At 54.4% G+C, this 22,574-nt stretch carries 22 protein-coding genes; 12 read left to right on the top strand and 10 right to left on the bottom strand.

Translation table 11 applies throughout. The features are described from left to right. Positions 1–389: 389 nt before the first annotated feature. Positions 390–1,055 (bottom strand): hexitol phosphatase HxpB, encoded by a 666-nt coding sequence (hxpB, locus tag NR114_RS07180; RefSeq protein ID WP_201895336.1) that lies wholly within the window; start codon positions 1,053–1,055, stop codon positions 390–392. A 58-nt stretch (positions 1,056–1,113) separates the two neighbouring features. Continuing rightward, positions 1,114–2,394 (bottom strand): HdeD family acid-resistance protein, encoded by a 1,281-nt coding sequence (locus NR114_RS07175; RefSeq protein WP_116690648.1) that lies wholly within the window; start codon positions 2,392–2,394, stop codon positions 1,114–1,116. A 195-nt stretch (positions 2,395–2,589) separates the two neighbouring features. Between NR114_RS07175 and NR114_RS07170 the strand changes: the two genes are divergently transcribed. Then, on the top strand, positions 2,590–3,150 hold the full coding sequence (locus NR114_RS07170) for a YniB family protein (RefSeq protein WP_020826563.1): 561 nt from the start codon (positions 2,590–2,592) through the stop codon (positions 3,148–3,150). Between the two features lie 44 nt (positions 3,151–3,194). On the opposite strand, the gene NR114_RS07165 is transcribed toward NR114_RS07170, so the two are convergent. Then, entirely contained in the window at positions 3,195–4,064 is an 870-nt protein-coding gene (locus NR114_RS07165) for a fructosamine kinase family protein (protein ID WP_020826564.1), read from the bottom strand. Positions 4,065–4,324: 260 nt separating this feature from the next. On the opposite strand from NR114_RS07165, the gene NR114_RS07160 reads away from it, so the two are divergent. Then, positions 4,325–4,774, top strand: a complete 450-nt coding sequence (locus NR114_RS07160; protein WP_234529485.1) for a GNAT family N-acetyltransferase — start codon at positions 4,325–4,327, stop codon at positions 4,772–4,774. Between the two features lie 37 nt (positions 4,775–4,811). Here NR114_RS07160 and NR114_RS07155 read toward each other — a convergent pair whose 3' ends face one another. The 5 genes from NR114_RS07155 to ghoS all read right to left on the bottom strand — a co-directional run bounded on the left by NR114_RS07155 (position 4,812) and on the right by ghoS (position 8,795). Continuing rightward, positions 4,812–5,672: a metal ABC transporter permease gene (locus tag NR114_RS07155; RefSeq protein WP_020826566.1), complete on the bottom strand. Its 861-nt coding sequence runs from the start codon at positions 5,670–5,672 to the stop codon at positions 4,812–4,814. After that, on the bottom strand, positions 5,672–6,532 hold the full coding sequence (yfeC, locus tag NR114_RS07150) for an iron/manganese ABC transporter permease subunit YfeC (protein WP_046373759.1): 861 nt from the start codon (positions 6,530–6,532) through the stop codon (positions 5,672–5,674). The genes NR114_RS07155 and yfeC overlap by 1 nt, the downstream gene beginning before the upstream one ends. Then, the gene (locus NR114_RS07145; RefSeq protein ID WP_020826568.1) at positions 6,532–7,422 is read right to left on the bottom strand and encodes a manganese/iron ABC transporter ATP-binding protein; all 891 of its coding nucleotides are present in this window, start codon (positions 7,420–7,422) and stop codon (positions 6,532–6,534) included. The genes yfeC and NR114_RS07145 overlap by 1 nt, the downstream gene beginning before the upstream one ends. Beyond that, positions 7,419–8,363: a metal ABC transporter substrate-binding protein gene (locus tag NR114_RS07140; RefSeq protein ID WP_046373757.1), complete on the bottom strand. Its 945-nt coding sequence runs from the start codon at positions 8,361–8,363 to the stop codon at positions 7,419–7,421. Before NR114_RS07140 ends, NR114_RS07145 begins: the two co-directional genes overlap by 4 nt. A 132-nt stretch (positions 8,364–8,495) precedes the next feature. Then, a complete protein-coding gene (gene ghoS, locus NR114_RS07135; RefSeq protein WP_116690645.1) occupies positions 8,496–8,795 on the bottom strand; it encodes a type V toxin-antitoxin system endoribonuclease antitoxin GhoS in 300 nt (99 codons plus the stop codon). 109 nt (positions 8,796–8,904) lie between these two features. On the opposite strand from ghoS, the gene NR114_RS07130 reads away from it, so the two are divergent. The 6 genes from NR114_RS07130 (at position 8,905) to NR114_RS07105 (ending at position 16,560) form a co-directional block, all read left to right on the top strand. Continuing rightward, entirely contained in the window at positions 8,905–9,570 is a 666-nt protein-coding gene (locus tag NR114_RS07130; protein WP_020826571.1) for a transglycosylase SLT domain-containing protein, read from the top strand. A gap of 307 nt (positions 9,571–9,877) precedes the next feature. Further along, complete coding sequence (locus NR114_RS07125) at positions 9,878–10,603, top strand: gluconate 2-dehydrogenase subunit 3 family protein (protein WP_234529484.1); 726 nt, start codon at positions 9,878–9,880, stop codon at positions 10,601–10,603. A gap of 2 nt (positions 10,604–10,605) precedes the next feature. Then, a complete protein-coding gene (locus NR114_RS07120; protein ID WP_116690643.1) occupies positions 10,606–12,387 on the top strand; it encodes a GMC family oxidoreductase in 1,782 nt (593 codons plus the stop codon). Positions 12,388–12,399: 12 nt separating this feature from the next. After that, complete coding sequence (locus tag NR114_RS07115) at positions 12,400–13,737, top strand: cytochrome c (RefSeq protein WP_048762668.1); 1,338 nt, start codon at positions 12,400–12,402, stop codon at positions 13,735–13,737. A gap of 256 nt (positions 13,738–13,993) precedes the next feature. Next, positions 13,994–15,277, top strand: a complete 1,284-nt coding sequence (locus tag NR114_RS07110; protein ID WP_020826575.1) for a septum site-determining protein — start codon at positions 13,994–13,996, stop codon at positions 15,275–15,277. 149 nt (positions 15,278–15,426) lie between these two features. After that, on the top strand, positions 15,427–16,560 hold the full coding sequence (locus NR114_RS07105) for an ABC transporter substrate-binding protein (protein WP_046375047.1): 1,134 nt from the start codon (positions 15,427–15,429) through the stop codon (positions 16,558–16,560). A 38-nt stretch (positions 16,561–16,598) separates the two neighbouring features. On the opposite strand, the gene NR114_RS07100 is transcribed toward NR114_RS07105, so the two are convergent. After that, positions 16,599–17,285, bottom strand: coding sequence for a MarC family NAAT transporter (locus NR114_RS07100; RefSeq protein WP_020826577.1), 687 nt, complete (start codon positions 17,283–17,285; stop codon positions 16,599–16,601). Between the two features lie 124 nt (positions 17,286–17,409). Beyond that, positions 17,410–17,631 (bottom strand): hypothetical protein, encoded by a 222-nt coding sequence (locus NR114_RS07095; protein ID WP_020826578.1) that lies wholly within the window; start codon positions 17,629–17,631, stop codon positions 17,410–17,412. A gap of 247 nt (positions 17,632–17,878) precedes the next feature. On the opposite strand from NR114_RS07095, the gene NR114_RS07090 reads away from it, so the two are divergent. The 4 genes from NR114_RS07090 (at position 17,879) to infC (ending at position 22,489) form a co-directional block, all read left to right on the top strand. Beyond that, positions 17,879–18,919: a CAP-Gly protein gene (locus NR114_RS07090; protein WP_176983980.1), complete on the top strand. Its 1,041-nt coding sequence runs from the start codon at positions 17,879–17,881 to the stop codon at positions 18,917–18,919. Between the two features lie 251 nt (positions 18,920–19,170). Next, positions 19,171–19,782 carry a hypothetical protein gene (locus NR114_RS07085; protein ID WP_048762704.1) on the top strand — a complete coding sequence of 204 codons (612 nt, stop codon included), beginning with the start codon at positions 19,171–19,173 and terminating at the stop codon, positions 19,780–19,782. Positions 19,783–20,005: 223 nt separating this feature from the next. Then, complete coding sequence (gene thrS, locus NR114_RS07080) at positions 20,006–21,934, top strand: threonine--tRNA ligase (protein WP_041414516.1); 1,929 nt, start codon at positions 20,006–20,008, stop codon at positions 21,932–21,934. Positions 21,935–21,937: 3 nt separating this feature from the next. Continuing rightward, on the top strand, positions 21,938–22,489 hold the full coding sequence (gene infC / locus NR114_RS07075) for a translation initiation factor IF-3 (protein WP_013812633.1): 552 nt from the start codon (positions 21,938–21,940) through the stop codon (positions 22,487–22,489). Positions 22,490–22,574: the final 85 nt, after the last annotated feature.

The following is a 22,574-nucleotide window of genomic DNA, read 5'->3' as shown; positions in this document are numbered from 1 at the left end:
TTCCGGCTGATAAACTGTTAATTTATCCAGTATATGGGAAAATTCCCAGTAGTGGAAGCAGTTACCCTGTAACCAATTGTTTATTTTTCCCGGTTTTACAACGGCTTGTTACTTAAATGGCCAAGTGCTGTACGCTTTTTCTGCGGTAAGGGGATGGGCGTAGGAGAAAGCGCCGGACGAGAGCGTAAGGCTGCGTGGCAGTGACAGCCTGTGCCTAACGTCCGGCGACTTTCTTGAACTGCAGCATAATGAGGCCGCTACAGTAACTCAATAAAAATGAAATAATGTTTTATTTATTTTATGACGTGCAGCCAGATTTTGAACTTAAGCAACGAAAAGGCGGGAGAAGTCAGGTTAGCGGCACCGGCAGTAAGCCGATGCCGTAAAAATCAGGCCAGATGATCGGAGGTCAGTTGCTCAAGGGAATCGAGCTTGTGGTCGGCCAGCGCCCAACGGCCATCATGGCGATACTCGTGCGCAGGGATCACGATAGAACGCATCCTCGCGGCCTTGGTGGCAATCATGCCGTTGAACGAGTCTTCCAGCGTTATACAGCGCAGGGGATCGCTGCCCAGGCGCTCGGCGGCGATCAGGTACACTTCCGGGTGCGGCTTGCTGTAAGGCAAGTACTCGGCGGAGACAAGTTGATCAAAGTAGCCTTCGAGGTCAAACATCTGCAGCACCTGTTGTTGCATGTGCAGCGGTGAGGCGGAGGCCAGGCCAATATTCAGATCCAGGCTGCGGCACAGCTCCAGCGCCTGTTGTACGCCAGGCAGCAGGGGGCGTGTTTCACGCACCAGCTCGATGGCGCGCTCGATAATACGCGCAGAGACTTCTTCTTGCGACACCCCTTGCCACGGCATGGCCTGGTACCACATCTTCACCACCAGATCGATGCGCAGACCCAGGGTATCCGGCAGTTTGTGGCGGTCTGACAAATCCAGCCCCAGTGCGCCAAAGATATCCAGCTCTGCCTGTAGCCACAGCGGTTCTGAATCGATCAATAAACCGTCCATATCAAAAATAGCGGTTTCAATGCGTTGCGAATAGGCCATTATCGGTTAACTCCTGCCGGTGAATGTGCCCGACACTTTAACATCGCCGGCGTTGAGACTAAAATTTTTGCCTGCGTGGCTGAGCCTTGCCGAAACGCAGGATGCGCCACATCTCCTGCACTTTTAGCCACCAGCGCTGATGTTGGCGTTCGGTGACCTGTTGCAGCATGCGGGCATAATCAAGCACCAACCCCGGTGTCCAGGTCATGCTTTCGCCACGGCTACGCAGCACCGCCAACATCCACAGGTTGGGATCGAGTATCAGCAACAGGAAACGCCGCCACAGATGTTTATCGCCCAGTACGCCTTCCAGCGCGCTATCGAGCGCCTGAATAACCGTGGTGGAGCAGTTGCGACGAGTCAGATTGTAAGTGGCATCCTGACGATAACGCTGCCAGAAGGCGCGTAATGCCGTCGGGTTGTAACGGCGAAACTGTATTCTTTTGTCCGGGGGGCACCAGGCTGCCACTTCCTGTTGCAAATCGGGCAGAAAGCGTCCGTCGACGTTGTTTTGTTCGCCGGAGTGCAATAGCCGGCGGAAATCTTGTGCAGACTGGCTGATTTCGTTAAGCGGATAGTGGCTGATATACACGTCCGGTGCCAACGCCAGGGCGGCATGGCCAGTGGATATATTGCCGCTGCCGTCCACCGCCGCGATATAGCGATCGACGATGTAACGCCTGCGGGCATCTTTTGCCGATCCTGTCGGTGTCCAGACATACACCCTGAGCGGATTAGCGTCATTGGTTTGCGGCTGCGTGGCTAACTGCGGGTTCTGATTTAGCGAGAAGCTTTCCAGCCTGCGGGCAATGCGTAACAGTGCCCAGCCGGAAAGCAGGATCATCACGCCGATACAAAAAGGAACCGTCATCCGATGCGGCACCGGCCAGCCAATAAAAATCATCAGCGAAAGCAGTATTTCGCCGCTGCCCGCCAGCGCGACCGGTTTCCAGCGGCTGTGCTGGATCACCGTAGAAGAAGCAATGCGAACCGCACCGTCAAGCAGTAGCGCGCTGCCAAACACCAGCGTGGCGACGATGTTGTCGTCGGCGGGCACGTCCCATACTAAAAAGGCCAGAAACAAAAAGCCCAATCCCTTCAGCATCACTGGGCGACTGGCGGATGAGCCGATCACCAGTGCGGCGGAAATCGCCACTAATCCCTCCAGCGCCAGCAGTACCGCCAGCGCATCCAACGCCAGCACCGAACGCCCGTCCTGAAGTACATCGAACAGCATCAGCGCGCCTACGGCGATCCACGCCCAGCCGAACAGCATTAGCAGGCGGCGTTGCCCCCGCAGCGCTTGCGCACCCAGCAATAAGATAATCAGCCGAATCATGAAGGCCCCTGTTTAAACGGTTTGATTTAACTATATAACTATTTACCGGCAACGCGCGCTCGCCGTTAAGCTGTTGATTTCGGATAATCCCGGCTACGCTTGTAGCACAGCAGTGCTGAAGAAAACGGTGGGCGAGTTTCAATAACTACAGGTAGACTTAGCCCATTACGGTTACGTCGCTTACAAGGGGAACACATGACGTATCAACAGGCTGGGCGCATTGCCATTTTAAAACGTATTCTTGGCTGGGTGGTTTTCATCCCTGCGTTACTGTCAACGCTGATCTCGCTGCTGATGTTTGTGTATCAACACAGCGAAAAGACCAAAGGCATCAACGCAGTAATGCTGGATTTCGTTCACGTAATGGTAGATATGGTGCGCTTTAACACCCCGTTCCTGAATATCTTCTGGTATAACTCGCCGGTACCGGACGTAGAAAAAAGCCTGTTCAGCGGCGCGAACCTGATGTTTATCATCATTTATATTCTGATTTTTGTCGGGCTGGCGCTGCAGGCCTCTGGCGCACGTATGTCACGTCAGGTGAAGTTTATCCGCGAAGGCCTGGAAGACCAGATGATCCTCGAACAGGCTAAAGGCAGCGAAGGGCATACGCGTGCGCAGTTGGAAGAGCGCATTACGCTGCCGCACCACACCATCTTGCTGCAATACTTCCCGCTGTACATTTTGCCGGTGGTGATTGCGGTGATTGGCTGGTTTGTGATCAAGCTGCTCGGCCAACTGGCCGGGGCGGCCTGATAACGGCTGCTCATTAAAAAGGCGCTGATTTCAGCGCCTTTATTTTATCGGGACTCGGGATGCAGCAACGCTTCCACCGCGCGTTGGGCCCGAACCAGATGCTGCCCGCCGAACAGGTTACTGCGGTTGAGCAGGTAATACAGTTGATAAAGCGGCTGACGTTCGATAAAGCCGCTCTCTAACGGCCAGACGCTCTGGTAGCCGTCGTAAATCTGCGGCGGCAGTTCCGGATACAGCGGCAGCATGGCCAAATCACACTCTCTGTCGCCCCAATAGCAGGCCGGATCGAACAGCAGTGGGCCGTCGGCGGTCATTGCGCAGTTGGCCGGCCACAAATCCCCGTGCAGAAGAGAAGGTTGCGGCTGATGATGCTGCAAACGCAGATACACGATGTCGACAATCTCATCGATATCCCCAAAGGTCATGCCTTTCTCTGCCGCCATCTGCAGTTGCCAGCCAATGCGCTGTTCGGCAAAAAACTCTGACCAGCGGCGCTGCCAGGCGTTGGGCTGCGGGGTGGTGGACAGGTCGTTGTCGAAGTCGAGGCCAAACTGCGGCTGTTCGCTCCACTTGTGTAAATGGGCCAGCTGTTGTCCGAGACAGTGAGCGCCATGGGCGTCTAAAGGTTTCAGGGTTTGGTATTCCAGCAGCAAGAAGCTGTAATCGCGATCGCTGCCTACGCCGTACACCTGCGGAACCCGCACGGTTTTACTGCGCGCCAGCAAGGCCAGCTGGTCGGCTTCGGCGGTGAAGATGGGCAACAGTTCGCGAGCGTCACATTTGACAAACACCTGATTGTCACCGTAACTCACGCGCCACGCCGGATGGATTTCTCCCCCGGGCAGTTCGGTCCTTTCGCGGATTTCTGCGCTGCCAAGATGTTCACTTAACAGACGGCTAACGGCTTGCCACATGGTACACCCCCTCTGTGTTGCCTGCGAATTCATTAGGTTAGCGTCTTTAGCCCTGTGAAAACACGACCTGGCGCACAGCTGGCACCAACAACCGGCGATTTTATCGCCATCGCATTTGCTCAAAGTATATACGCTATTGATTAATTTAAGTACGACGTCTGTTGCAACTTGGCGGCGTGAGAGCGATGTTTATAAGGTCGTCAGCTATTACGGCAAGGGCAGGATTCATATAACTATCATTATCAATGAGATGAACAACAATGGAGCAAAACCGGCAGTGGCAGCGAGGGGAATACCGGATCAACTGCGATACAAGTGAATTGAACCTCTCCTTTACTCACGCATTTTTGACCACTTCAAGCTGGGCGAGCGGCATTTCGTTGCCGACGGTGCAGTTGTCTATCGACAATAGCCTGTGCTTTGGCCTGTACCATCAACACCAGCAGATTGGTTTTGCGCGTCTGGTGACGGATTACGCCACTTTTGGCTATCTGTGCGATGTGTTTGTCTCCCCGGACTACCAGGGACAAGGGTTAGCGCGTTGGTTCATGGACTGCACGCTGGAGCACCCGGTGTTGCAGCGGCTGCGACGGATTATGCTGGTGACCGGTACTGCGCCGTGGTTGTATCAAAAGGTGGGTTATGAAGCGGTAAACCGCGAGGATTTTGTCTGGCATATTGTCCGACCGGATATCTATCAGCAGCCGTAATGAGCAGCGGCGGCGCCATTAGGCACCGCCGCCTGTTTCAAGGTTTTGCGTCGAGCATTCCATTTTCGTGACGTTGTAACGGTTTAAATTTACTGTAGAGCAGGGCGAACACAAACAGAATGGCCTGGACTATCACAATGCAGGGGCCGGTGGCACCGTCAATGTGGAAGCTGATCAAGGTGCCGAGTACGCAGGAGAACACAGACACCACCGTGGCGACTATCAGCATGCGGTCGAAGCTGCGGCACAGCATGAAGGCAATGATGCCTGGAGCAATCAACATCGCAATCACCAGAATGACCCCGACGGCCTGCAATGAGGCGACAATCGTCAGCGCCAGCAGGCACAGCAGCCCGTAGTGCAACAGTTTCACCGGCAGGCCAATCACCCTGGCATGGTTGGGATCAAAACAGTAGAGCATCAAATCTTTGCGTTTCAGCAACACCACCAGCAGCGTAATGCCAGCCATCAGCAACGTCTGTTTCAGCTCTGCGTCGGTAATGCCCAGCATATTGCCGAACAGAATGTGGCTGAGGTGCTGATCGGTATCGATACGGGAAAACAGCACCAGGCCAAAGGCAAACATGCCGGAGAAAACGATCCCCATCACCGTGTCCTCTTTCACCCGGCTGTTTTCTTTCAGGTAACCGGTAGCTACCGCACAGAAAATACCGGAGAAGAAGGCACCTATCACCACTGGGATGCCGAGCACGAACGCCACCACGATACCGGGCAGCACCGCATGCGAGATGGCGTCACCCATCAGCGACCAGCCTTTGAGCACCAGATAGCAAGAGAGCACTGCACACACCACGCCGGTCACGATGGCGGCCAGGATTGCCCGCTGCATAAAGGGATAGGCGAAGGGCTCGCTGAGCAGTTGATACAGGGTTTCCATCAGTGGCCTCCGGTCTGTTCACGTGCTACGCGGCGTTTGGACGCCAGTAGCCCATGTTTGGGGGCGAAGAAAAAGGCGGCCAGGAATACCAGCGTTTGCAGAGTCACGATCACCCCGCCGGTAGCCCCGTCGAGGAAGAAGCTGAGGTAAGCGCCCAGGCCGCTGGTTAGTGCGCCAATCACGATGGCGATAATCACCAACCGGCTGAAGCGGTCTGTCAGCAGGTAGGCGGTAGCCCCCGGCGTGATCACCATGGCGATCACCAAAATGGCGCCAACGGTTTGCAATGCCGCTACGGTGCAGGCGCTGAGCAGGGTGAAGAACAGGATCTTTAACCGCAGCGGCGACAGGCCGATAGACACGGCGTGGTTTTCGTCAAAAAACACTGCCAGTAAGTCTTTCCACACCAGACACAAGATCAGTAGCGAAACGCCGATGATAATCTCGACCTGCAAAACGTCTTCATCGGCGATACCGAGGATATTGCCGAAGATAATCGACTGGACGTTAACCGAGGTCGGGTTTAGCGACACAATCAACAGGCCTACGGCGAAGAAGGTGGAAAAGATAAAGCCGATAATGGCGTCTTCGCGCAGGCGAGTCACGTGGCGCACCAGCGTCATTGCCAGCGCGGCCAGCATGCCGGTGAAGAAGGCTCCGGCGGCGTAGGGCAGGCCTAGCGCATAGGCCCCGGCAACGCCGGGTACCACCGAGTGCGACAGTGCGTCCCCCATCAGCGACCAGCCCTTTAGCATCAGGTAGGCCGAAAGGAACGCGCAGGCGGCGCCGACGATGGCGCTGACCCAAATGGCTTTGACCATGTAGTTGTAACTGAAGGGTTGCAGCAGAAGTTCCAGCATCAGGGTTGTTTCTCCTTCGGCTGGCTTTGCGCCGGCGGATCGCTCTTGGTATGGCCGTAGAACACCGCTGGCCGCTCGTCATCGGTCAATACCGTGACCGTGCGCGGATCGTTGTCGTCGTGCAGATCCGGGCCTGACAGATTGATATGGCGCAGTACGCCGCCAAACGCCTGTTCCAGGTTGCTTTGGGTAAAGGTGGTTTCTGTTGGGCCGGCAGCCAGCACCGTGCGGTTAATCAGGATAACCCGATCGCAAAATTCCGGTACGCTCCCCAGGTTATGGGTTGAAACCAGGATCAGGTGGCCTTCATCACGCAGTGCGCGCAGCAGATCGATAATGGCGTTCTCGGTTTTGACGTCGACCCCGGTGAAAGGCTCGTCCAGCAGCAGAACGCTGCCTTGTTGCGCCAGTGCCCGCGCCAGAAAGACGCGTTTTTTCTGCCCGCCGGAAAGCTCGCCGATCTGGCGGGTGCGTAACTCACTCAGCCCAACGCGCTCAAGCGCCTTGTCCACCCGCAGCCGGTCTTCCTTTGAAGGAATACGCAGGAAGTTCATCTTGCCGTAACGGCCCATCATGACGACATCTTCCACCAGCACCGGGAAATTCCAGTCAACGTCCTCGGTTTGCGGCACGTAAGCAATAACGTTTTTCTTTAATGCCTGCGCGACCGGCTGCTCGTTGAGCTGTACGCGGCCCGTGGTGGGCCGCACCAGGCCCATAATGCTTTTGAACAAGGTCGATTTACCGCTGCCGTTGACGCCAACCAGCGCGCAGATGGCACCGCCGCTCAGGGTAAAGCTGGCGTTGTGGATCGCGGTATGGCCGTTGTTGTAGGTCACGGTAACGTCGTCCACGCTCAACTCAGGGCGGACAAAAACCTCACTTGTCATTGATCAAATCCTTTGGCAATGGTTTGTACGGTGACGTTGAGCAGGTCGATATAGGTCGGTACCGGGCCATCCTGGGTGGACAGGGAGTCGACATAGAGCACGCCGCCGTATTTTGCGCCGGTTTCTTTCGCGACCTGCTTGGCCGGTTTGTCTGAAATAGTGCTTTCGCTGAACACCACCGGGATGTGGTTGGCACGCACGGCGTCAATCACCCGGCGAACCTGCTGCGGTGAACCTTGTTCATCGGCGTTGATCGGCCACAGATAGACTTCTTTCAACTGATAGTCTTTGGCCAGATAGCTGAAGGCGCCCTCGCTGGTCACCAGCCAACGCTGGGCTTCCGGAATGCGAGACAGGCGTTCGCGCAGCGGGGCATCCAGCGCGGCAATTTTGGCGGCGTAGGCTTTAGCATTGCGATTGTAGGTTTCCGCATTGGCCGGGTCGTACTGCACCAGCGCTTTGCGGATATTTTCGATGTACACCTGCGCATTGCTGGCAGACATCCAGGCATGTGGATTCGGGTTGCCGTTATAAGGCCCTTCGCGGATCGGCAGCGGGGTGATGCCCTCGGTGACCACGGCCGCAGGCACCTGTTTAATGTTCTCGAAGAAGCGTTGGAACCAGCGTTCCAGATTCATGCCGTTCCACAGGATCAGGTCGGCGTGCTGCGCTTTGACGATGTCGCGTGGTGTAGGCTGGTAATCATGGATCTCTGCACCCGGTTTGGTGATCGACTCCACTACGGCGGCGTCACCGGCTACGTTCTGGGCAATGTCCTGAATAATGGTGAAAGTAGTCACCACACGCAGCTTCTTTTCCGCCAACGCGGCATGGCTGGCAAGGCTGGCGGTCAACAACAGACACAGCAGGGTGAAAGGGCGGAAGTAGGCCCTGTTCTTAACGAGGGATAGGCGGGGAAAAGCGCGTTGTTTCAAAAACATGGTGACATCTCCTGGCTCAAATGAAAATGATTATCAATATCAATTAGAGCAAAGTCAAGCGTCACCTGCAGGCAAACTGCCGGTTATTTCCACAGCGAAGCGAAATAATACCCAGCAGTGAGTTATAGCATTTTATGTATCAGTATGTAACCGCTTTACGTAGTCCTCATAGGTGACGATGTCGGCCTCCGGCGCCTTGCCCAAGGCCACCTGACCAAGCTTCTGGGCCAATTGCCGTACATCCTCTTGATCCAGTGGGGTTATTAACGCAAAACTGTTGCTGCCCAGCTCGTGCGGAACGCCATTTTCGTCGGCCACCGACGTGACAAATCCTTGCAGGGTTAATTGTCCTGTCAGCTTGGCTAAATCAGCTAATCCTTCTTCCTGATAGCGAAAAGTGACCACAAAACACGTCGTTGCAGATTGACTCATAAATCACCTCTTGGTATACGAGTAGCTTGAGAATAGACCAAAAAAACCGTACAGGCGTCCTTACAAGTTGTATATGCTACGCAACTCATTGAAAGGAGTGAGGGATTCTGTGAAAACAAAAATAGGTTGCCTGACGGCAATTTTGCTTTTGTCGGGGTGTGCGAAAGACCCGCAAACAGCAACTAATAATTCAGGCAGTGGCACATCGCGTGGTGGTTGGCTAAAAACCCCCCCGCAGGCACCGGTTAACCGCACGGGGACACCGATAGCCTATAACGATTACATTCGTCAGGCAGCCAGCAGCTATGGCGTTGACGAAACGCTGATTAAAGCGATTATTCAGGTGGAGTCCGGGTTTAACCCGAACGCAGTCAGCACCTCGAACGCAGTGGGATTAATGCAGCTGAAGCCTTCAACCGCCGGGCGTGATGCCTATCGTTTAAAAGGAAGAAGCGGGCAGCCAAGCTCGCGTGAGTTGAAGGATCCGGCGGTCAATATTGATCTGGGAACGGCCTATATCAATATTCTTCAAAGCCAGCAGCTAGCCGGGATCAACAACCCACAGACGTTGCGTTACGCCACCATCGTTTCCTACGTGAATGGGGCGGGCGCTATGCTTCGCACTTTCTCATCGGACAAGCGTGTGGCGGTGAACCGCATCAACCAAATGAGCCCGGATGAGTTTTATCAACACATCCAGAAAAAGCATCCTGCCCCGCAGGCACCACGCTATCTCTGGAAAGTGACCACCGCCTACCAGGCGATGTCACCCTAGCCAAGATTTTTTCGTAAAACCGGCCGCGTCAGCAGCCGGTTTTTTATTGGCTTGCGCTAAATTCGCGACACATCTCTCATTTTTCGTTATTTCCCATCCTGTTACCTAAAAAACCGCACGAATCGTTAACTTTACATTACCCATCAAATCTTTACGTTTATTCAATAAGTTACCGGTAACATTTTGGCTTTTGTTCACATTTTGGTCTTCAATAAATATACAAATAAGTAACAATTTGTGTTTAAAACCCGCATCGACCGCAAGGTTGAGGTTAAATAGTTGTGATTATCTTTGGATGGAATGTGATATGTCGGACGATAAAACTAACAATTCACGGCGCGATTTCCTGTTGAAATCGATGACTTTAATTCCCGCAGCAGTGATTGGCGGCAGTGGCGTGAGTGCGCTGACAGCTCCAATCCCGGCGGTTGCGGCAACAGACACCTCAAAACAGCCAGATTACCAACCGACTTTCTTTACGCCGGAAGAGTGGGCCTTCGTTAAAGCCGCTGTGGCGCGACTGATCCCGGCGGATGAACGCGGCCCCGGTGCGCTGGAGGCCGGCGTGCCGGAGTTTATCGATCGTCAAATGAATACCCCGTACGCCACCGGTTCTATTTGGTACATGCAGGGACCGTTTAACCCGGATGCACCGAAAGAAATGGGTTATCAACTGCCATTGGTGCCAAAACAGATCTATAACCTTGGCATCGCAGATGCTGATGCCTACTGCAAGAAAACCGCCGGTAAACCCTTTGCTGAACTTGACGCTACACAGCAGGATGCGCTGTTGCAGAAGTTTGAGTCCGGAGAGGCGGAATTCTCGCAGTTGCCGGCAAAATTGTTCTTCTCCTACCTGTTGCAAAACACCCGCGAAGGTTTCTTCAGCGACCCGATCCATGGCGGCAATAAAGACATGGTTGGCTGGAAGCTGATTAATTTTCCGGGCGCGCGCGCCGACTTTATGGACTGGGTTGAGCGAGGGGAACGTTATCCCTTACCTCCGGTCTCGATTCGTGGGGAGAGGGGGTAACAATGGCAACGGTAATGAAAAAAGTAGACGCGGTGATCGTCGGTTTCGGTTGGGTGGGCGCGATTATGGCCAAAGAGCTGACCGAAGCGGGCCTGAGCGTGGTGGCGCTGGAGCGTGGCCCGATGCGCGATACCTATCCGGACGGTTCCTATCCGCAGGTGATCGACGAACTGACCTATAACATCCGCCGCAAGCTGTTCCAGGATCTGTCGAAAAGCACCGTGACCATTCGTCACAATACCAGCCAGACTGCGGTGCCTTACCGCCAGTTGGCGGCGTTCCTGCCGGGTACCGGCGTGGGCGGTGCGGGCCTGCACTGGTCCGGCGTCCATTTCCGGGTCGATCCTATTGAATTGCGTATGCGCAGCCATTACGAAGAGCGCTACGGCAAGAGCTTTATCCCGAAAGACATGACCATCCAGGATTTCGGCGTGAGCTACGCCGAGCTGGAGCCATTCTTCGATAAGGCCGAAAAAGTATTCGGTACTTCCGGCACCGCCTGGACCATAAAAGGCCAGAAAGTGGGTCAAAAGGGCGGCAACCCGTTCGCGGGTGACCGTTCGGACGACTTCCCGCTGCCGGCGCAGAAAAATACCTTCTCTGCCCAGCTGTTCGAGAAAGCGGCGCTGGAAGTAGGTTATCACCCGTATAACCTGCCTTCCGCCAACACCTCCGATTCCTATACCAACCCGTACGGTGCGCAGATGGGGCCGTGCAACTTCTGCGGTTTCTGCAGCGGTTATGCCTGCTACATGTATTCCAAGGCTTCGCCGAACGTCAACATTCTGCCGGCGCTGCGCATGGAAAAACGCTTTGAGCTGCGCACTAACGCTAACGTGTTGAAAGTGAATCTGACCGCCGATAAATCCCGTGCGACCGGGGTGAATTACATTGACGCGCAGGGTCGTGAAGTCGAGCAGCCGGCGGAGTTGGTGATCCTGGGGGCATTCCAGTTCCACAACGTGCACCTGATGCTGCTGTCCGGCATCGGTAAACCTTACGATCCGGTGACCGGCGAGGGTGTGGTAGGGCGTAACTTCGCCTATCAGAACATGACCACCATCAAGGCGTTCTTCGACAAGGACGTATACACCAACCCGTTCATCGGGGCCGGCGGTAACGGTGTCGGCGTTGACGACTTCAACGCCGATAACTTTGATCATGCCAAAGAAGGCTTCGTCGGCGGTTCGCCGTTCTGGGTCAACCAGGCGGGGACCAAGCCTATTTCCGGCTTGCCAACGCCGCCAGGAACGCCAGCCTGGGGTAGCAAGTGGAAAGCGGCAGTGGCCGATGCTTATACCCACCATGTATCGATGGATGCGCACGGTGCGCATCAGTCGTACCGCAGCAACTATCTGGACCTCGATCCCAACTACAAGAACGTCTTCGGCCAGCCCTTGCTGCGCATGACGTTCGACTGGCAGGAAAATGACGTCAAGATGTCGCAGTTCATGTACGACAAAATGGCACCTATCGCCAAGGCCATGAACCCTAAACTGATCGCCGGCAGCCCGAAAAACGCCAATAGCCACTTTGATACCACCAGCTACCAGACCACCCATATGAACGGCGGGGCGGTGATGGGGGAAGATCCGAAAACCAGCGCGGTGAACCGCTATCTGCAAAGCTGGGACGTGCATAACGTATTCTCGATCGGCGCGTCGGCCTTCCCTCAGGGGCTGGGTTACAACCCGACCGGCACCGTGGCCGCGTTGGCTTACTGGTCTGCCCGTGCCATTCGCGAGCAGTATCTGAAAAACCCAGGCCCTTTGGTGCAGGCATAAGGACGGCGACTGATGAAAGCATTTGTTCCCGCACTGGTTCTCAGTGCACTGAGTTTTTCCGTATGGGCGCAGGACGCCACGGTCAGCAGCGAGCTGATCAAACGCGGCGAGTATTTGGCGCGCGCCGGTGACTGCGTGGCCTGCCACACTAACGGCAAAAGCGGTAAAGAGTTTGCAGGCGGTCTGGCGATGGAAACGCCGATCGGCACCATCTACTCCACCAATATTTCGCCGGACAAGAAAACCGGTATCGGTGATTACAGCTTCGAAGACTTCGACAATGCGGTACGCAAAGGCGTCGCCAAAAACGGCAGCACCCTGTACCCGGCGATGCCGTATCCGTCGTTTGCCTTGGTGAAAGAGGATGACATGCGCGCCATGTACGCCTATTTCATGCACGGTGTGCAACCGGTGGAGCAGGCCAACAAGGATTCCGACATTCCTTGGCCGCTGTCGATGCGTTGGCCGTTGAGCATCTGGCGCGGCATGTTTGCGCCTTCACCGGCCGACTTTGTGGCTGACACCAAAGCGGATCCGGTGATTGAACGCGGTCGCTATCTGGTGGAAGGGCTGGGTCACTGTGGCGCCTGCCATACGCCACGTAGCCTTACCATGCAGGAAAAAGCGCTGAGCAATAACGACGGCGATACCTATCTGTCCGGCAGCAATGCGCCGATCGACGGTTGGGTGGCTTCCAGCCTGCGCGGTGACAACAAGGATGGGTTGGGGACCTGGAGCGAAGCCGAACTGACGGAGTTCCTGAAAACCGGACGCAACGACAAATCTATCGTGTTTGGTGGCATGAGCGACGTGGTGGAGCACAGCCTGCAGTATCTCAGCGATGAGGATCTGACGGCGATCTCGCGCTATCTGAAAACGCTGCCGCCGAAAGACGGCAAGCAGCAGGCGGCACCGGTCGAAGACAGCGTCGCCAAGGATCTGTGGCGTGGTAACGACAGCAAGCCCGGAGCGGCGCTGTACGTCGATAACTGCGCGGCCTGCCACCGCACCGATGGCGTCGGCTATAAACGCGCCTTCCCGGCGCTGAAGGGCAATCCGGTGGTACAGACCGAAGACGCGACTTCGCTGATTCATATCGTGCTGACAGGTAACACCACGCCGGCGGTGAAAGGGGCGGTTTCCAACATCACCATGCCGCCGTTCGGTTGGCGTCTGAACGACCAGCAGGTAGCGGATGTGGTGAACTTCATCCGTTCAAGCTGGGGCAACAGCGCCAAGCCAATCGACGCCTCAGACGTGGCCAGCGTGCGTAAAGACCGCTCGATGATCCGCGATGAGAAGGAGATGGGCAGCGCCGCCGTGCCGGAACATCCGGACGCCAACAAGTAAATCTGAAAGGGCCTCGTTCGAGGCCCTTTTCTTTTGGCCCGGCGTGCTGATTTTGGCAGCATTTTCTGCTCGTAAATCACTCTGTCAGCCGATAAAACATAGACCCGAGCCGCATTTTTCATTATCCTTTGCCGTCCTTTTAGCAGGAACAAGAGTGAAATACTGCGTTAATCCACTGATTAATATTAAAAATTCGCGGAGAAGGATATCCCGTTGAGCGCAATCGTTGTCGCTGAAGAGTAAGGTAAGCTTTCTTATGAGTACGATTTCTCCCGATTCAGGCACGCTGGCAACCGCCCAGGCTGCCAAATGGAATAAAACCGATACCGTGTGGATGTTTGGGCTCTATGCCACCGCTGTCGGCGCAGGAACCCTGTTCCTGCCGATCAATGCAGGTCTGAATGGTCCGCTGGTCCTGTTGTTGATGGCGTTGTTCGCTTTCCCGCTGACTTATTTACCGCACCGCGCATTGAGCCGCTTTGTGCTGTCCGGCTCCAGCCGCGACGGCAATATCCATGATGTGGTGGTGGAGCACTTTGGCGTGCTGGCCGGCAAAATCATCATGGTGCTGTACCTGATGGCGTTCTTCCCGATCGTGCTGGTGTACAGCATCTCGATCACCAATGCGCTGGACAGCTTCCTGATCCATCAGTTTCATCTGGCGCCGCTGCCGCGTGTCTGGCTGAGCCTGGCGGTGGTGGTGGTTCTGAATCTGGTGTTGCTGCGCGGCAAAGACGCTATCGTTTCGGCGATGGGCATGTTGGTGTTCCCGCTGCTGGTGTTTTTGATGGGTATCTCGCTGTATCTGGTACCCACCTGGCAAACGGCAAACTTTGTCAGCGGCCTGGCCAACACCCAGTTCAGCAGCCCGGACCTGTGGCATTCACTGTGGCTGGCGGTGCCGGTGATGGTGTTTTCTTTCAGCCATGCGCCGATTATTTCGTCCTTCGCCTCCACGCAAAAGAGCCTGTACGGTGAGAAGGCCGAACGCCGCTGCGCGCGTATCATGCGCTACAGCTATGTGCTGATCTGCGTCACCGTCTTGTTCTTTGTCTTTAGCTGCGTACTGAGCCTGTCTCATGAGGATATGCAGCAGGCGAAAGATCAAAACATCACCGTGCTGACCACGCTGGCGAACAAATTCTCCAACCCGCTGATCGCCTACCTTGGCCCAATGATGGCGATGCTGGCGATGGCCAAGTCTTATCTCGGCACTTCCCTGGGCGTGACTGAAGGGGCAACCAGCCTGATCGACGGCCTGACGCGAGCGGTTGGCAAACCCTTGAGCTCGCGAATTACGCACCGGATTTCTGCGATATCGCTGTTCCTGCTGACCTGGGCGGCGACGGTGTGGAACCCAAGTGCGCTGCACATTATCGAAACCATCAGCGGTCCGCTGATTGCAGCGATCCTGTTTATTCTGCCGATGTACGCTGTGCGTGCAGTGCCCGCGATGCGCCGCTATCGTGCGCTAAGTAACGTCTTTGTCCTGGTGATGGGCCTGATAGCGCTGTCGGCGCTGATTTACGGCCTGATTTGACCTCAGTAGCGCATCGGATCCGGTGCGCTACTTTTTCCCTGTTCACATCCCTTTTCAATTAAGCGAAAACGCACCCGGGGTTCTCTTTGATAATGGGAGCGGTTCTCATTATTATTTCCGCACTGATTTCCTACGCTAAGGAGTTTTACGTGCACCGTCGAATCACCCTGTTGGCTTTGGCCTGCGCCTGCGGTTTGTCCGCTCAGGCGATGGCGACTACTTATCCGTTAACCCTGACAGATACCTCTGGCCAGAGCCTGACCATCAAGCAAGAGCCGAAACGCATTGTGGTGCAGGACGGGCGCGATATTCTGACGCTGGCCTTGCTCGACCGCGCCGATCCTTTCGCCCGGCTGGTGGCCTGGAATAACCTGCTCAAGAAAAGCGACGGTGAAACCTGGAAGATCCTGCGTAACAAGTGGCCGGAAGCCAACGGCATTATCGATATGGGCTTTAGTGATAAGGGCGAGGTCAACCTGGAAAGCGTGATCGCCAAACAGCCTGATCTGATGGTGGCTCAACTGCGTTCCAAGCCTTCACTGAGCCAGACTGGCGTGTTGGATAAGCTGAAAGCGCTCAACATTCCGGTGCTGTTTATCGACACCATGCTCAAACCGGTGGAAAACACCCCGAAAAGCATCACGCTGCTGGGTGAGACCCTCAACCGCGAAAGCGAAGCGAAACAGTACACCGACTTCTATCAGCAGCATTATCAGAACATCCTGGATAAAACCAAAGCCGTCGAGCCAAAGCCGTTGGTATTTATCGAGGCAAAAGCCGGTCTTAACGGGCTTGAGTCCTGTTGTTTCACTCATTCTCACGTCGGTTGGGGTGGGATGATCGAGGCGGTAGGCGCACGTAACCTGGGCTCCGCATTGTTGCCTGGCGCAACCGGCGATGTCTCCCTGGAAAAAGTGATCAGCATGAAACCTGACGCCTATATCGTGTCCGGCTCTCAATGGGCGACCAAAACCAATGCCGCAGTGCCCTTTGGTTACGGCGTGACGCAGCAGCAGGTTGATGACGCTTTTAACCGGATGAAGCAACGCCCGGGTTTCGCCCAGGTCACGGCGGTGAAGGAGGGGCGCTTCTACGGCATTTACCATAACTTCTATAACCACCCGTACAACATCGTCGGGCTGGAATATCTGGCGAAGTTTATCTATCCGAATCAGTTCAAGGAATTGGATCCGGCGAAAACCTACAGCGAAATCCTCAGCCGCTTTACCGAAGTGCCGGAAGGTAAGGGGATATTGGGTGCGCAGGCACCGGCAGGAAAGTAAACATCGTGAAGGGCGCGGCTGATACCGCGCCCTTATTGTCAGGCCGCAGGCACGTAGGTGGAGATGATTTCCAGCACGCCGTTGATAATAAACTGCACGCCCATACACACCAGCAAGAACCCCATCAGACGCGAAATGGCTTCGATGCCGCTTTTGCCCACCAGGCGCATAATGGCGCCGGAACTGCGCAGGCAGACCCACAGGATAAAGGCAACCGAGAAGAAAATCGCCACCGGGGCCACCAGCAGCACCCAATGGGCGAAACCCAGCGTATTTTCGTGAATGCTCGATGCGGAGCTGATGATCATGGCGATAGTCCCGGGGCCAGCGGTACTTGGCATTGCCAGGGGGACAAAGGCGATATTGGCCGAGGTTTTCTTACGCAGTTCGTTTGACTTGGTTTCCACTTCTGGCGCGTCTTCTGCGCTTTGCTGCGGGAACAACATGCGGAAACCGATAAATGCCACAATCAACCCACCGGCAATACGCAGACCGGGAATGGAAATGCCGAAGGTATTCATCACCACTTGGCCGGCGTAGAACGCCACCGTCATGATAAAGAACACATAAATGGATGCCATCAGCGACTGCTGATTGCGTTCTTCGCGCGTCATATTGCCCGACAGGCCAAGCAACAGCGCGACGGTAGTCAGCGGGTTGGCCAGTGGCAACAGCAGCACCAAACCCAGTCCGATGGCCTGGAATAACTGCAGAATACTTGTCATAAAGCGAACTCCCTGTTTTCAGTTAAAACACGACAGCGCAACCTGATCGCCTGCCATGAAATGCGAATTGCTTCCGCAATAAGTTACTTAAAATACAATGAATTAATAAAAGGTTCTCACACCGTTAACCTGGACTGCCAGGGGGGAGCAATTCAAGAACGGCGTCGGTATTAGCGTCATCGTCGTTCACGCAATCATTGGCAATCTCCGGTGTATCCTCACATTCCATCGGCGGCTCATTCACCGCGATGGCCCGTGGATGACGGTCTGCTCCCAGATGGAGCAGGACAAAAAGAGCCGTCAGCACCAGGCAGGCGCCAACGAGTAATTTCAATAACCGGTTCATGATGCGGGGTGCTTCTCAACTCTGCCGTTAATGGCATCAGGATAGCGGGAGCCAGAGATGTTCGCCATCGCTGATTTGCGCAATGTGCAGGGAGCAAAACGCCGGCTAAACACGGACAAAGAGTACATGTATCATTAGTTAATTTTATATTTTTGATCATTAAGCCACCCCTTTTTTTATTGGATTCTATACTGATAGGGCTTTCGGGCAGTTTCACTTAATCGAAAAGCTTAAAAGGAGTTTTACTATGCAAGTGGCAAACGAATTGGCAACGGTTAAAAAAATATCGTGGGGCAGCGTAATTGGCGGGGTTATCACCGTTTTGGCGGTGTCGCTGCTGCTGTCTACTCTGGGGACCAGTCTGGGGTTTTCCATCGTCGATCCGACCTCTGACGATCCGGTCAACGGGGCCGGCACTACTGTGGTGGTTTGGTCTGCAATTTCGATCATCCTGAGCCTGGCTGCCGGTGCCTTTATTGCCGGTCGTCTGGCAGCGAATGATGGGTTAATCCACGGTTTCCTGGTTTGGGCCACCTCGCTGATTGTAGCGGCCGTGTTGGGCGCTTTGTTAGTGGGGTCTGCAGTCAAAGCTACCGGGAACGCGCTGGGGGCTATTGCCTCAACTTCCGGTAGCCTGCTTTCCGGTGCCGGGTCAGCCATTGGTAAAGGCGCTTCGGGTCTCGCGGATGCCGGCGGCAAAGTGTTTGATAAGTTGGGTATCGACACCAAGTTGGAACCCGAAAAGTTACAAGACAATGTCGTGGCGGCACTGAAAAAAAGCGATATCCCTTCATTGCAGCCGGAGTTTATGCAGCAACAGTTGGACGCGGCCAAGAGTGAAGTGGGGGACGCGGTAAAAGCGTTGGCGCTGCAGCCTGAGAATAGCGATGCAATTATTCAGGATCTGGTTGCCAAATTGAAAAAACACGGTGAGGCCATTTCGCAGGACGTCGATGAGGATTCGCTCAAGAAAACGCTGTCGGAGAATACCGATATGACACCGCAGGAAGTTGACCAGACCGTCAAAAACCTGGTGGATGCGAAAAACAAAACGGCGCAGTTGGTGAATCAGCGCTTGAACGACGTGGAAGTAAAAATTAATCAGGCTAAGCAGGAATATACAGAGCTGAAGCAAAAAGCGCGCGAGCAGGCAGCGGAAGCGGCTAAGGCCTTGTCTCATGCGGCCCTGTGGTCATTCTTCGCATTGCTGATTGGCGCAGTCATCAGCGCGTTGGCCGGCCTGTGGGGCGTTAAGACCAACAGCCGTATCGTGGTGGTGAGAGAATAACGGCGACAAGGAGTTAGCCGGGTCTTACTTGCGCGTCTCGGTATCGGGATGAGAGGCCCGGATCTTCACGACGGTGAAGTGACAGCCAGGAAAGACTGGCATTCTCCCTGGCAATTTGCCGGGGATTTTTGTTTTTTATGGCCCTTTAGTGGCAAATCAGACACGAAGTAAGCCTATTCCGCATCAATTGCTACGATCCCCTTGCGCAGGTGAATACCATAGTCGCGCTTTAAATAATAACGAGTATGACTATGAAACATGATCTGCAAATTTTACTGGGAAAAATAGGCTCCTTTCTGCTTTACAGCGCATTTTTGGCTGCGCTGATGGGCTTAATGTTCATTGATGTGCACTGGTTGCATAATTTTGTCTACGAAACCTCCTTAACCGAATCGGCGCAGGAAGTGATGCTGGCCGCCATCTCAGGCTTGTTCTTTGTGGCTGCACGCCGGCAAGTTGCCTATCGGCCCGCGTGGGTGCTGGCGGGAGGTTTCTTTCTTTGCATGCTGATCCGCGAGATGGATTTTGCCTTCGATATGCTGTGGCACGGTTCCTGGCTGTGGTTCGCCTTGGCGGTGACGCTTGGATGCCTGTGGTATGCGTCACGCCATATTGAGGCCACGGTGCAGGGATTGGCGCATTTCGTGACGCATCCGAGCTACGGCATGATGTGCGCAGGCCTGCTGTGCATTCTGGTATTTTCACGCTTGTTTGGCATGAATTCTCTGTGGCAAATGCTGATGCTGGATGGTTACAACCGAGTGGTGAAGAACATGGTGGAAGAGGGTTGCGAGCTGTTGGGTTACGCCTTCTGCCTGATTGCCGCGCTAGGTTACCTGAAGGACCGCCGGGCTTCCCGCTAAAGCCGGGCCTGTGCCGCAGTTTATTTATCCGGAACAATTTTAGTGATACTATCCGCTTAGCCAATATGGCTGTGAAGGTATGCTTTCCATTCTGTGTACCAAGTTAGGTTTCAATCTGGCAATTGTGGGCGAGATCTGAAACCTGGCTGACTAAACCCAAACTCAATTTTCGTACTGCATGTGATCTGTCGTGTGGGTCACCACTGTAGATAAGGAATTATTAATGCCTGTTATTACTCTTCCTGACGGAAGTCAGCGTCATTTCGATCACCCTGTTTCCCCTTTGGATGTTGCCCGCGATATCGGCCCTGGCCTGGCGAAAGCCTGTATTGCCGGCCGTGTGAACGGTGAACTGGTTGATGCCGGCGATCTGATCGAATCAGACGCGCAGTTGGCTATCATCACCATCAAGGATGCCGAAGGCCTGGAAATCATGCGCCACTCCTGTGCGCACCTGTTGGGTCATGCCATCAAGCAGCTGTGGCCAGACACCAAAATGGCTATCGGCCCAGTGATCGACAACGGTTTCTATTATGACGTTGATATCGACCGTACCCTGACGCAGGAAGACCTGGATCTGCTGGAAAAGCGGATGCATGAGTTGGCCGACAAAGATTATGACGTCATCAAGAAGAAGGTTAGCTGGCAAGAAGCCCGTGACACCTTTGCCGCGCGTGGTGAAAACTACAAAGTGGCGATTCTGGATGAGAACATCAGCCATGACGACCGTCCTGGCCTGTATCACCACGAAGAATATGTCGACATGTGCCGCGGTCCGCACGTGCCGAACATGCGTTTCTGCCATCACTTCAAACTGCAGAAAACGTCTGGCGCCTACTGGCGTGGCGACAGCAAAAATAAAATGCTGCAGCGTATCTACGGCACCGCATGGGCAGACAAGAAACAGCTGAATGCCTATCTGCAGCGTCTGGAAGAAGCCGCCAAGCGTGACCACCGCAAGATCGGCAAGCAGCTCGACCTGTACCATATGCAGGAAGAAGCGCCGGGTATGGTGTTCTGGCACAACGATGGCTGGACAATTTTCCGCGAGCTGGAAGCCTTTGTGCGCATGAAGCTCAAAGAGTACCAGTACCAGGAAGTGAAAGGGCCATTTATGATGGACCGTGTGCTGTGGGAAAAAACCGGCCACTGGGAAAACTATAAAGACGCCATGTTCACCACCTCGTCGGAAAACCGCGAGTATTGCATCAAGCCGATGAACTGCCCGGGTCACGTGCAGATCTTCAACCAGGGCCTGAAATCCTACCGTGATTTGCCGCTGCGTATGGGTGAGTTCGGCAGCTGCCATCGTAACGAGCCTTCGGGTTCTCTGCATGGCCTGATGCGCGTACGCGGGTTCACCCAGGATGACGCCCATATCTTCTGTACTGAAGAGCAGGTGCGTGCCGAGGTGAACGAATGTATCCGTATGGTCTATGATGTCTACGGTACCTTTGGCTTCGACAAGATTGCGGTAAAACTTTCTACTCGCCCTGAAAAGCGTATCGGGACTGACGATATGTGGACCCGTGCGGAAGAGGATCTGGCTGCGGCGCTGACTGAAAACGGGATTCCGTTTGAATATCAGCCGGGTGAGGGTGCCTTCTACGGACCAAAAATTGAATTTACTCTGCATGATTGTTTGGATCGTGCATGGCAATGTGGTACCGTGCAGCTCGATTTCTTCTTACCTGGCCGTTTAGGCGCATCGTATGTTGGCGAAAACAACGATCGCGTGGTCCCGGTAATGATTCACCGCGCTATTTTGGGCTCCATGGAGCGTTTCATCGGTATTCTTACCGAAGAGTACGCAGGGTTCTACCCAACCTGGATTGCTCCGGTGCAGGTGGTGGTGATGAATATCACCGACAGCCAGTCTGATTATGTCCAGCAATTGACCAAAAAACTGCAGGACGCAGGGATTCGCGTTAAAGCGGACTTGAGAAATGAGAAGATTGGCTTTAAAATTCGCGAACATACTTTACGACGGGTTCCTTACATGTTGGTCTGCGGTGATAAAGAGGTCGAATCAGGCAAAGTTGCCGTTCGTACCCGCCGTGGCAAAGACCTGGGAAGCCTGGACGTAAACGAAGTCGTAGACAAGCTGCAAAAAGAGATTCGCAGCCGTAGTCTTCATCAACTGGAGGAATAAAGTATTAAAGGCGGAAAACGAGTTCAACCGGCGCGTCCTAATCGCATTAACAGAGAAATTCGCGCGCAAGAAGTTCGCCTAACCGGCGTCGATGGCGAGCAGATTGGTATTGTCAGTCTGAATGAAGCTCTTGAAAAAGCTGAGGAAGCGGGCGTTGATTTAGTAGAAATCAGCCCAAATGCCGAACCGCCAGTTTGCCGGATCATGGATTACGGCAAATTCCTCTACGAGAAGAGCAAGTCGACAAAAGAACAGAAGAAGAAGCAAAAAGTTATTCAGGTCAAGGAAATCAAATTCCGTCCTGGTACCGATGATGGCGACTATCAGGTCAAACTACGCAACCTGATTCGCTTTCTGGAAGATGGCGATAAAGCCAAAATCACCCTGCGTTTCCGTGGGCGTGAGATGGCGCACCAACAGATCGGTATGGAAGTGCTTAACCGCGTCCGTAAAGACCTGTGTGAAGATTCTGATTTGGCCATTGTCGAATCCTTCCCTACGAGGATCGAAGGCCGTCAGATGATCATGGTGCTCGCACCGAAGAAGAGACAGTAAGGCTTCCAAGTAATCGAACCCACGCAGCGCTTGCGTTGTGTGGGTTTTATTCGCCTCACTGATTCGTTGTTTAACAATGCGAAGT

It is taken from the genome of Serratia sp. Ser99 (genome assembly GCF_024519545.1).
In the GTDB taxonomy this organism is placed as follows: Bacteria; Pseudomonadota; Gammaproteobacteria; order Enterobacterales; family Enterobacteriaceae; genus Serratia; species Serratia liquefaciens.
The sequence above is the reverse complement of the archived record's forward strand: the minus strand, read 5'-3'. Positions and strand labels throughout refer to the sequence as shown.